This is a genomic window from Pseudomonas sp. SH10-3B (assembly GCF_019891415.1).
GTDB lineage: Bacteria > Pseudomonadota > Gammaproteobacteria > Pseudomonadales > Pseudomonadaceae > Aquipseudomonas.
The window spans coordinates 31,109-43,262 of record NZ_JAFLXD010000010.1; the positions used below are offsets into that span (position 1 = coordinate 31,109).

The window sequence follows — 12,154 nt, forward strand, 5'->3', positions numbered from 1 at the left end:
GTCACACCTCGTCGTCACGCTGCAGTTCGAACAGTAGCAGCGAACGGCCCGTCACGGCGTACTCGTGGTCGAACTCAAAGCGCTCCTGGCCGCGTACTGCCGGTTCATTGGTGTCGAGCATGCAGGTCCAGAACTCACCCTGCGGTACCGGCGGCAGGCGGAAATTGACCATGTCATGGTGGGCGTTCACCACCAGCAGCAGGGTGGCGTCGGCGCCGGCGCGGCGAATCCCGGTTTCCTGCGCGCGGCCATCCATCAGCATGCCCAGGCAGCGGCCATGGCTGTCTTCCCACTGTTCGGTGGTCATCTCGTTGCCGTCCGGCGACAACCAGGTGACGTCTTTCACGCCGATATCTTCGTTGTAATCGCCCACCAGGAAGCGACCACGGCGCAGGATCGGGTAGGCCAGGCGTAGCTTGATCAAGCGCTTGACGAACTTGAGCAGCGCCTTGCCGTCTTCGTCCAGATCCCAGTTGACCCAGCCGATCTCACTGTCCTGGCAATAGGCATTGTTGTTGCCGTGCTGGGTACGCGCGAACTCATCACCGGCGACGATCATCGGTGTGCCTTGGGCCAGCAGCAGCGTGGCGAAGAAGTTGCGCATCTGGCGCAGGCGCAGGGCGTTGATTTCCGGGTCGTCGGTGGGGCCTTCGACGCCGTGGTTCCACGACAGGTTGTTGTTGCTGCCGTCCTGGTTGTTCTCGTCGTTGGCTTCGTTGTGCTTGTCGTTGTACGACACCAGGTCGTGTAGGGTGAAACCGTCGTGGGCGGTGATGAAGTTCACCGAGCTGTACGGACGGCGGCCGCGATGGTTGAACATCTCGCCCGAGGCCGTCATGCGCCCGGCGAAGTCTGCCAGTTGGCCGTCATCGCCTTTCCAGAAGGCACGTACGGTGTCGCGGAAGCGGTCGTTCCATTCAACCCAGCCCGGTGGGAAATTGCCGACTTGATAGCCGCCGGGGCCGCAGTCCCAGGGTTCGGCGATCAACTTCAGCTGGCGCAGCACCGGGTCCTGGCGGCAGGCCACGAGGAAGCTGTGGCGCTCATCGAAGCCATCGCGGTAGCGGCCGAGGATGGTCGCCAGGTCGAAGCGGAAGCCATCGACATGCATCTCGTTGGCCCAGTAACGCAAGGAGTCGGTGACCATTTGCAGCACGCACGGGTGGCTCAGGTCCAGGGTATTACCGGTGCCCGAATCGTTGATATAGAAGCGCTTGTCATCGGGCATCAGCCGGTAGTACGAGGCGTTGTCGATGCCGCGCATGGACAGGGTCGGGCCGCGCTCGTTGCCTTCGGCGGTGTGGTTGTAGACCACGTCGAGGATCACTTCCAGCTTCTGCTCGTGCAGGTGCGCAACCATCTCCTTGAACTCGGCGATCTTACCGCTGGCCAGGTAGCGCGGGTCGGGGGCGAAGAACGCAATGCTGTTGTAGCCCCAATAGTTGGTCATGCCTTTTTCCAGCAGGTGCTGGTCGTTGACGAAGGCATGCACCGGCAGCAGTTCCACCGAAGAGATGCCCAACTGGCGGATGTGCTTGAGCACGTCATCTTCCATCAAGCCGGCACAGGTGCCGCGCACCTCTTCGCCGACCGAAGGGTGGCGCATGCTGATGCCGCGCAGGTGGGTTTCGTAGATGATCGTACGGTCCCACGGCACCCGCACCGGCTGGTCGTTACCCCAGGTGTGCGCCGGGTCGATGACCTTGCACTTGGGCACGAAGGGCGCGCTGTCGCGCTCGTCGAAACTGAGGTCGTCATCCGGGTGGCCGATGGTGTAGCCAAACAGCGCTTCGGACCATTTGAGTTCGCCGACCAACTGTTTGGCGTAGGGGTCGATCAGCAGTTTGTTGTGGTTGAAGCGATGACCATTGGCCGGGTCGTAAGGCCCGTACACACGGTAGCCGTAGATCAGCCCAGGGTGGGCGTCGGGCAAGTAACCGTGGAAGGTTTCGTCGGTGTACTCGGGCAGTTCGATGCGCTCCAGCTCGATTTCGCCGGTGTCATCGAACAGGCACAATTCGACTTTCTCGGCGTTGGCCGAGAACAGCGCAAAGTTGACACCCAGGCCATCCCAGGTTGCGCCGAGGGGGAAGGGCAAACCTTCACGAATCCGCGACGGCTCGTTACCCGGCGTCGATGGGGTCTTATGGGGTTTGCTCATTGAGTTGCTCCTGCAAGGCTATTTTTTCGGGCCGAACGCGGCCCTGCTGACGAGTTTTCAGCGAATGATAAGAAGAGTGAAATCACCTTTTGCCGACAGCGCCGGCAAAAGGTTCGTGGCGCCGTGCGCGTTAAGCCTTGGGCTTCTTCGGCGCTGGCGGCTTCTTGGCCGCCGGGGGCGCCGGTTTGCTCGCGCTTGGGGCTGGTGGCTTGGCCTTTGCCGCAGGCTTGGGGGCGGTCTTGGGCTTGGCGGCCGGTTTTGGCTTGCTCGGCGTCAGCGCTTCGGCTTCGGCCAGCTTTCGCGCCATCTCCCAGTGGCGCGCGTCCTCCCCGTGGGGCTTGCCTTCAGACTCCCAGATCTGATGCGCTAATTCGCGTATGCGTTTGTCTTCAGTACTCATCACAATGCTCCTCACAGAAAATTTTCAGCTTTCTTGATCATCAGGATTGATAAAGACATTGACCGGGAAATCCCCCAGGGCAGTGCTGATCAACAGCTCCTTGTCTGGTGTGACTGCGCCTGTGTGAAAAAGTCCCTTCCAGTTTTGCGTTGTCGCGGCGAACGGTAATTTCACCCGGGTATCGCCCCAAACCTGCGCATTGATCTGGGGATGCACACCGTTTTCAAGCAGGTGATGGGACCAACGTGGCACCACCACCAGCAGGCGTTTGCCCTGGTGTTCACGGCAGAACGCGACCACCCGCTCGGCGTGTTGGCCGACCACTTGCAGCGGTGTATAGCTGCCGCTGCGGAACACGTCCGGATGGGCCTTGCGCAAGGCCAGTACCTGGGCAATCAACGCTTGTTTGATACGCCCGTCACGCCAGTTGAACAACAGCTCGCCGATGTCCGGCGGGGTGTCGAGTGCCTGTTGGCGCGCGGTGAAATCCACCGGGCGTCGGTTGTCCGGATCCACCAGGCTGAAGTCCCAGAACTCATCGCCCTGGTACAGGTCCGGCACACCCGGCACGGTAATGCGAAGCAAGGTTTGCGCCAGCCCGTTGAGCGCGCCGGCGGGGGCGATGGCTTGGGCGGCGCTGCCGATGGCGTGGCGTAATGGGCGTCCTTCATCACTGAGCAACAGGCGTGACAGAAAGGCTTCGACGCCTTGTTCATAGGCCTCGTTGGGCGCGCTCCAACTGCTCTGCAACTTGGCTTCGCGCAGGGCTTTTTGTTGCCACTGCCACAGGCGCTGGTGATAGCCCTCGAAGTCTTCGGCCTGGTCCAGTGGCCAACTGCCCAGCAACACCTGATACAGGATCAGCTCATCGCCGGCCGAGGGGGTGGCGGCATCGTCACGCAACGGCGCTGCCAGCGTTCGCCAGTGCTCCACTTGCTCGACGTACCACGGTGCGCACTCGCTGAGCACGGCCAGGCGCGCACGAGTGTCTTCGCCGCGTTTGTGGTCATGGGTGGCGGTGGCCAGCAGGTTATCGGGGAAGGTCTGCAAGCGCTGTTGGTTGATCCCATGAAACTCGGCCAGCGGCGCGCTGAACTGCTCGGTGCTGAAGCCCACATCGTTGCGCGACAGCAGCACGGCCGAGCGGTAGAACGCGGTGTCTTCCACGGCCTTGGCCGCCGCCGGCGAGGTCAGTTGCTGGAAGCGCACACAGGCATGCTTGAGGATCTTGCGCTCGCGACCCACCGGGCGATTGCGCCAGGGTTGACCGCCGAGCCATTTTTCCAGGTGCTCGAGCACCGGCCAGTCGCCCTCGCCAAGGGTCGTGCGCGCGCCGTCCAGGGCTTGCTGGAACACCTTGTCGTCGTCGCGGCTACGGCCTTGGGCGCTGATATAGGTGCGGTACACCGGGAAATGCACGATCAGTTCCTGCAACGCGCGGCGGATGGCGCCGAGGGTCAGGTCGCGGGTCATCACATCGTCGCGGGCCACCTGCAGCAGGGCCTGGGCCACGCTTTCAAAGTCGCCACCCAGGGAGCCGTTGAGGATTTGCTGGCGCGCCAGCCGCGCCTCTTCGATAAACGCCGAGGGCCGTTCGCTGTGGCGCGTCCATAACTCGGCCAGCGGCGCAAAACCCTCGGGATGGTGTTGCAGCAGCGACAACTGGTTCATGAATTCGTAGCCGGTGGTGCCGTCCACTTGCCAGTCTTCGCGAAGGGTTTCGCCCTCACCGAGGATTTTTTCGACGAAGATCGGCAAGTGCCGTTCCGGCGACAGCGTGTCCACCCGACGCCGCAGCTTGCGGCAGTAACCGCGCGGGTCGGCCAGGCCGTCGATGTGGTCGATGCGCAGGCCATCCACCAGACCGGCGCTGATCAATTCAAAGATCTTGCCGTGGGTGGCTTCGAACACCGCCGTGCGTTCGACCCGCAGGCCGCCCAGCTCGTTGACGTCGAAGAAACGCCGCCAGTTGATGTCGTCCGCCGCCGTGCGCCAGCTGGCCAGGCGATAGGCCTGTTGCTCGAGCAAGTGGTGCAGACGGTTGAAGCCCTCCGGCGTGCGTCCGTCGAACTCGGTCAGTCGGTGTTCGATGGCCGCTGACACTTCGGTGGCACGCTCGGCCAATGCCTGCTTGAGCCAGGCGGCTTCGGCGTAGGCGTCATCCTGATAGGCGAGGGCGCTGAAGCGGTCGGCCAGGGGTTTAAGCAGCTCATCCGTGCCGAGGATCGCTGCGTAATCCCGTGGGCAGATCGGGAAACGGTGTTCGTAATGTTCGACGTAAAACGCGCCATGGGCCGCATCGAAATGCAGGGTCAACGTGCCGCTCTGCAAGGCTTCGCCGTAGTCGCTGCCGAGAAACGGCATCAGCAGTTGGCCCTTGAGCAGCGGGTCGGGGGAGTGCCACTGGATATCGAAGAATTCGCTGTAGGGGCTCAGCCGGCCCCATTCCAGCAGGTCCAGCCACCAGGGATTGTCGGCGCCGCCCACGGCCATATGGTTGGAGACGATATCGAGGATCAGCCCCATATCGTGCTCACGCAGGGCCGCGACCAACCGGCGCAAGGCGGCTTCGCCACCCAGCTCGGGGTTGACGCTGGTGGGGTCGACTACATCGTAGCCGTGCATGGAACCGGCACGCGCACTCAGCAAGGGCGAGGCATATAGATGGCTGATGCCGAGCTGGGCGAAGTACGGCACCAGCGGCACCGCATCATCCAGGGTAAAACCTTTGTGGAATTGCAGGCGCTGGGTCGCGCGCAGGGGCAGGGCTTTCATCGGTCACGCTCATAGGCTTGGTTGCGCGCAACAGCCAGCAGTTCGAGGCGGCGCGCGGCACCGGCGTTGTCGAGCAGGCTGGAGGCCTCGCCCGGTAAACGGCGGCGCCAATTGGGATGGGTGTCGGTGGTGCCGGGCAGGTTGGCTTGTTCTTCGAGGCCCAGCGCGTCTTCCAGCGGCAACAGCACCAGCGGCGCACGGGTGTGGCCGAGGTAGCGCACGCTGGCGTCGATCATATGGTCGGTTTCATTGCGGATCTCATCGACGAAGTTCTGCGGGTCCTGGCTCAAGGCCTGGCGCAGCGCCTGGCGTTCACGCAGGCGGTGTTCGCTCCATTGCTCCACGGTCGGTGCATCGATCAGGCCCAACTGGACGTTCCAGTCGATATCGCGGCTGTGCCACCAACCGTTGAGAGTCGGCAAGTCGTGGGTGCTGGTGGTGGCTAGGGCGTTATCCGGCCAGTCGAGGATCGGGTTGAACTGGCCGTCGTGGCCCTGTTCGAACAGCAGCACGCGCATGCCGAGAATCGAGCGGGCGATGAGCTTTTCGCGCAGCCCGTCAGGCACGGTGCCGAGGTCCTCACCGAGCACGATGGCCTGGTGGCGGTGGGATTCCAACGCCAGCAGGCGCAACAGGTCGTCCACCGGGTAATACAGATAAGCCCCTTCACGCGGCGAGGCGTCCATGGGGATCACCCACAGGCGTTGCAGGCCCATGACGTGGTCGATGCGCAAGCCGCCGGCATGGGCGAAGTTGGCCCGCAGCATCTCGATAAACGCGCGGAAACCGTTGCGCTTGAGGCCTTCGGGAGAAAACGCGGAAATGCCCCAGCCCTGGCCGGCGCGGTTAAGGATGTCGGGTGGCGCGCCCACGGTGAGGTCGGCCAGCAGTTCATCCTGGCGGCTCCAGGCCTGGCTGCCACCGCCGTCGGCGCCTACAGCCAGGTCCGCAATCAAGCCGACGCCCATGCCACTGCCTTTGGCGGCTTGTTGGGCGCGCTCCAGGCAACGGGCGATCAGCCATTGGCCGAAGGCGTAGAAGCCGATCTCGGCGGGGTGCTCCTCGGCGAACGCAACCAGCGCCGGGCTCTGCGGCGAACGCCACTCTTCAGGCCAGTGGCGCCAGTCAAGGTCTTCGCCTGCGGCGGCGCGCACAGCCTGCACGGCTTCGAAGCGGCAATGGTTCTCCAGGGCCTCGCCACCGGCCTGGCGGAAACTCAGGAAGTCGGCGTGCTGCGGGTGATGGCCGTGGCGGAAGTCTTCATACAGCGCGCGCAGCAGGCGCTGTTTGGCCTGGGCGGCGACGGGCCAGTCGATCAGGCTGTGCTGTTCCAGCGTGTGCAACTCTTCTTCCAGGCCGAGGGCTTCAATTGCATTGCGCACCTCACGTTCACCCAGAATACAGGCGGGTGAGGCATACAGGCTGTTGAGGAACAGGCGGCTGGACGGCGAGTACGGGCTGTAGCGCTCGGTGTCGGCGCTGAACATCGCGTGCATCGGGCTTATGGCCAGGGCATCGGCGCCGCGCTCGGCGGCGGAACGCGCCAGGTGTTCCAGGGCCAGGGTGTCGCCGAAGCCACCGTCGCCCAGGCGGCGCAGTGAATACAGCTGGGCGCTCAGGCCCCAGGCGCGGGCTGGCTGGTTGTCCACCGCTTCGGCCACGTTGTAGCAGTGGGTGGGGGCGACCGCGAGGGTGAAGGCTTGGTCATTGATATGCACCTGGTGGTAGCCCAGGGCGATAACGCCGGGCAGCACGGCATCGCCGTCGAGGCGCATCTCCAGGGTTTCGCCGTCTTCGAGGTTGACCCGGCACAGGGTGTCGGGTTCGAAGTAGCGTGCCAGGTCGAGGCCTTCGCCGCTGTCGACGGTCATCAAGGGGGGCAGGTGTTTGTCTTGTTGCACCTGCTCCAATTCAAGCAGGCTGGCGTTGATGTCTGCATCGCTGTCGGCCGGGTGGCCCAGGCCTTTGAGGACGGCGCGCAGGGCGTCGGGTGTCACTCGTTGCGGGCGGCCGTTTGCGTCGATCCAATCGACGGCCAGTCCCGCTCGGCTGGCGAGGATTTCCAGGTTCGCTTCGCTCAAGGGTGCTCTCCAACAGGTGATAGGGTGACGCGGGCGCTGAAGGGCGGCAGTTGCGCGCTTTGCGGGGCCGGCGTTTCAAATAGGATTGGCGCGGTTGCCGGGTGATCCAGCGGCGTGGCGCTCAGGTTCAGGTCGATCTGTAGCAGGCTGCCATTGCCCAGGCGCCAGCGCGCGCTGACGGCTGCATCGGCGAGCACCTGCGCGCCCAAGGCCACGGCGCCGGGCAAGTGCGGCATGATGTGGCGATGGCGCAGGCTGAGCAATTGGCGATAGAGCTGCGCATGTTCGTTGTCGGCGATCAACGGGGTCGATTGCTCGAATGTCGACAGCGCGTTGGGGTCCGGGATGCGTTCACGGCGCTCGGGGTCGTGGAACGCGGCGAAGTCGGCAAACTCATTGCGCCGGCCTTCACGCACCGCTTCGGCCAATTCGCCGTGGTGGTCGGTAAAAAACAGGAACGGCTCGCGCGCATTGGCTTCATCGCCCATGAACATCAGCGGGATCATCGGCGACAACAGCAGCAGGGCGGTCGCGGCCTTGAGCGCCTGGGGCGAGCAGAGCTGGTGCAGGCGTTCGCCCAGGGCGCGGTTGCCGATCTGGTCGTGGTTCTGCAGGAAGGCCACGAAGGCCGTGGGCGGCAGCTCACCGCTCGGTTCGCCACGCTGATGGCCGTGGCGCGTGGTGTGGCCCTGGTAGATAAACCCTTCGCCCAGGCATCGCGCGAGTTTGGCGGTGGGGTCCTGGGCGAAGTCACTGTAATAGGCATCGGTTTCGCGGGTTAGCAACACGTGCAGCACGTTATGAAAGTCATCATTCCATTGCGCGTCGAAATCCTGCTTGAGCAGGCTGGCCTGGTTCAGCTCGTTTTCCAGCATCAGCCACACGTGCCGCCCGGTGTCCACCTGCTGGCGGACCCGGTGGGCGAGTTCCTGGAGAAAGCCGGGGTTGTCGATGGCGTGCACGGCGTCCAGGCGCAGGCCATCAAAGCGGTATTCGAGCAGCCACATCAGCGCGTTATCGAGGAAAAAATCCCGTACTTCGCGCCGCTCAAAGTCGATGCCCGCCCCCCATGGCGTGTGCACATCTTCCTGGAAGAAGCCCTTGGCGTATTGGCCCAGGTAATTGCCGTCCGGGCCGAAGTGGTTGTAGACCACATCAAGGATCACGGCGAGGCCGTGTTCATGGGCGCTGTCGATCAGGTGTTTGAGTTGCTCGGGGGTGCCGTAGGAGGAGTGCGGTGCGTAGGGCAGCACGCCGTCGTATCCCCAATTGCGCTCACCGGGAAATTGCGCCAGCGGCATCAATTCGATCGCGGTGACGCCCAGTTCGGCCAGGCGTGGCAGGTGCTTTTCGACTTCGGCGTAGCCGCCCAGCGCGCCGACGTGCAATTCGTAGATCACGGCTTCGTGCCAGGGGCGGCCTGGCCAATTGTCGTGACGCCAGGGGTAGGCGAGCGGGTCGACTACCACGCTCCAACCATGCACGTCCGAGGCCTGGGCCCGGGACGCAGGGTCGGGAATTTTCATTTCCCCATCGATGTTGTAACGGTAGCGCGTGCCCGCGGGGCACTTTACTTCAGTCTCGAACCAGCCCTCTGCCTGGGGCAGCATGGCGATGGATTTACCGTTTTCCAATTCAACGCTGACATAAAACGCGTCTGGCGCCCACAAGGCAAAACGCGTGTGTTGCGCGTCCAGCATGATTGCGCCGTGGGGCCAGGTTTCCAAAGTCCGTAACGGCATCTATGAAGACCTCCCTTGATTATTTAGTCGATTTCCCCAAGGCCTTGGCCACCAGTTGTTCATACAGCTCGGCGTACGGTTCCACCGCCTGGCACCAGTTGAAGGGTTGGGTCATGGAGCGGCTGCGCATGGCGTTGAGCAGGCCTTTATTGGCGAATACCCGGAACGCGCGGCTCAGGGCTTCTTCGTAGCTTTCGACCGTGGATTCATTGAACAGGAAGCCGGTGACGCCATTTTCGATGGTGTCTGCCAGCCCGCCGGTATTACGCGCGACCGGCAGTGAACCGAAGCGCTGGGCGTACATTTGGCTCAGGCCACACGGCTCGTAGCGTGATGGCATCAGCAGGAAGTCACTGCCGGCGAACATGCGGCGCGCGTCGGTCTCGTTGAAGCCGATGCGGACACCGACCTGGCCGGGGAAGCGCAGCGCCAGCTCACGCATGGCTTGTTCTTCTTCCGGCTCGCCGCGACCGATGATGGCGATCTGGCCGCCGTGCTCGACGATAAAACTGGCCACTGCTTCGGTGAGGTCCAGGCCTTTCTGGTAGACCAGGCGCGAGACCACGGCGAACAGCGGGCCGGTGGAGGCATGCAGGCCGAACAGTTCGCGTACGTGGTCGGCGTTGACGGCCTTGCCTTCCCAGTCACCGATATTGAAGTTGTGGGTCAGGTGCGTGTCGGTGGAGGTTTCCCAACTTTCATCGATGCCGTTGGGGATACCACTGAGCAGGCCTTGCTGGGTCTTGGCGGCGAGGAAGCCGTCGAGGCCGCAGCCGAATTCGGGGGTGGTGATTTCCTGGGCGTAGGTCGCGCTCACGGTGGTGATATGGCTGGAATACGCCATGCCGGCCTTGAGGAACGACATCTTGCCGTAGAACTCCATGCCTTCCTGTTGCAACGCGTGGGGCGGAATTCCCAGCTCTGGCGTCGAAGCCAGGCTGACCACGCCCTGATAGGCGAGGTTATGAATGGTGAACAGGGTCGGTGTGCGTGACCCACGCCAGTGCATATAGGCCGGTGCCAGGCCAGCGGGCCAGTCGTGAGCGTGCACCAGGTCCGGGCACCAATGGATCTGCGCGAGGTTGGCGGCCATGTCGGCAGCGGCCAGGCCCAGGCGGGCGAAGCGAATATGGTTGTCCGGCCAGTCGCGGCCGTTGTTGGCGCCGTACGGCGTGCCTTCGCGCTCGTAGAGCTCGGGGCAGATCAGCACATAGATGACCAGGCCGTCCTTGAGGTCCATGCGCCCGATCTTGCACGGCGGCAGTGCGGCGTGGCCACCCAGCTCACCGATGATATGGATCGGGTTGTCGCTTTCCATCACCTGCGGGTAACCCGGGATGAGCACGCGCACATCATGCAAGTGGGCCATGGCGCGGGGCAGCGCCGCAGACACGTCGCCCAGGCCACCGGTTTTCACCAGGTCGGCGAATTCGGACGTCACGAACAGGACTTTCTTGCGATTGGGGTTATGACTCGGGACCGGCCGCACCGTGTTGAGGTCGACTAAAGCTGTCGACCCGCCAACTGGCTGACTAACACGCTCTCCCTGAATACTTGCAGCGGCACTGATCATAGCTATCTCCACGTGTTGGTCGGCTAATGGCCCGCTGCCATTAGCTCCGATGACCGCATCCTGCGGCCAGGCGCACAAGCGCAATAACAAACTGGCAAGGCGTATGCCAGTTGCACGGTAAGCAAAAAAGAATAGATAGACGGCATCTGGTATGCACCGCTTGTGCGCGCCTTACCCTAGACCTGACCTATGGCAGAGTTCGAAAGTTTCGATTTTTTGCGGGGTTTTTGTTTTGGAACGGACCCATCGGTCATGAGTCTAGGACAGATTCCAGAGCCTGTAGGGTTTATGTGGGAATTTTGTAGGACAAAAAACTTGTAACCATATGCAATTGAGGAAGGCGAGAGGTTGTGGTGAGCAGGCTTGCGCCGGTTCAGGGCCGCTTCGCGCCCCAGCGCAGGGCAAGCCTGCTCACCACAAAGATTACGCTCACACCCTTAGTGCGGGCCGCACCTGATTGGTGCGTCAGCCAAGCACGCGAATGGGCGCGCCGTTGGCCCAGGCTTGGATGTCTTCAATCATCTGCTGATAGAACTGCTGGTAGTTCTGCTCGCTGACGTAGCCCACATGGGGGGTGGCCAGTACGTTGGGCAGGTGGCGAAACGCATGATCGGCCGGCAGCGGCTCTTCGGCGTACACGTCCAGGGCCGCGCCCGCCAGGCGGCCATCGGTCAATGCCTGCACCAGCGCCTGCTCATCCACGATTGGCCCGCGTGCCGTGTTCACCAGGCGGGCCGTCGGCTTCATCCACCCCAAGGCCTCGGCGTCGACCAGGCCGCGGCTGCGGTCGCTGAGCACCAAATGAACGCTGAGAATATCGGCCTGCTCAAACAGTTCGCGCTTGCTGACCCAGGTCACCCCGGCCTCGGCTGCGCGTTGCGGCGTGAGGTTTTCACTCCAGGCAATCACCCGCATGCCAAACACCTGGGCGAACTGCGCGACCTTCTGGCCAATGCTGCCCAGGCCGAGTATGCCCAGGGTCTTGCCATGCAGGTCGCCGCCCAGGCCGACCTGCCAGCCACCCGCGCGCAGGGAATTGGCTTCGGCCAACAGGTTTCGGGTGGAGGCCATGATCAGCGCCCAGGTCAGTTCCGGCGCCGCCTGCTTGTAGCTGTCGGTGCCGCACACCTGGATACCCAGGGCCTTGGCGGCGGCGAGGTCGATGGCGGCATTGCGCATGCCACCGGTTACCAGCAACTTGAGGTTGGGCAAACCCTGCAACAGGGCTTTGTCGAAGGTCGAGCGTTCACGCATGACGCAAATGACCGAGAACCCCTTCAAACGCTCAATCATCGTGGCGGTATCTGCCGGGTAATCGTGCAGGAAGTGCACTCGCCCCACGGCCTCCAGCGCTGACCAATCCACCACGCTACTGGCTACATGCTGCCAATCATCAATGACTGCGATCTGTACCGACATTCA

7 protein-coding genes are annotated in these 12,154 nt (G+C 63.1%); all 7 read right to left on the reverse strand.

The genetic code is table 11. The features are described from left to right. Position 1: 1 nt before the first annotated feature. The gene (glgX, locus tag J1G35_RS10190; RefSeq protein WP_053129530.1) at positions 2-2,161 is read right to left on the reverse strand and encodes a glycogen debranching protein GlgX; all 2,160 of its coding nucleotides are present in this window, start codon (positions 2,159-2,161) and stop codon (positions 2-4) included. A 130-nt stretch (positions 2,162-2,291) separates the two neighbouring features. After that, entirely contained in the window at positions 2,292-2,561 is a 270-nt protein-coding gene (locus tag J1G35_RS10195) for a DUF2934 domain-containing protein (RefSeq protein ID WP_053129533.1), read from the reverse strand. A gap of 24 nt (positions 2,562-2,585) precedes the next feature. After that, entirely contained in the window at positions 2,586-5,336 is a 2,751-nt protein-coding gene (locus J1G35_RS10200; protein WP_223014845.1) for a malto-oligosyltrehalose synthase, read from the reverse strand. Further along, a complete protein-coding gene (gene malQ / locus J1G35_RS10205; protein WP_223014846.1) occupies positions 5,333-7,417 on the reverse strand; it encodes a 4-alpha-glucanotransferase in 2,085 nt (694 codons plus the stop codon). The genes J1G35_RS10200 and malQ overlap by 4 nt, the downstream gene beginning before the upstream one ends. Further along, a complete protein-coding gene (gene treZ, locus J1G35_RS10210) occupies positions 7,414-9,159 on the reverse strand; it encodes a malto-oligosyltrehalose trehalohydrolase (RefSeq protein WP_223014847.1) in 1,746 nt (581 codons plus the stop codon). Before treZ ends, malQ begins: the two co-directional genes overlap by 4 nt. 19 nt (positions 9,160-9,178) lie before the next feature. Further along, positions 9,179-10,732, reverse strand: a complete 1,554-nt coding sequence (gene glgA, locus J1G35_RS10215) for a glycogen synthase GlgA (RefSeq protein ID WP_053129543.1) — start codon at positions 10,730-10,732, stop codon at positions 9,179-9,181. Positions 10,733-11,197: 465 nt separating this feature from the next. Further along, the gene (locus J1G35_RS10220) at positions 11,198-12,151 is read right to left on the reverse strand and encodes a D-2-hydroxyacid dehydrogenase family protein (RefSeq protein ID WP_223014848.1); all 954 of its coding nucleotides are present in this window, start codon (positions 12,149-12,151) and stop codon (positions 11,198-11,200) included. Positions 12,152-12,154: the final 3 nt, after the last annotated feature.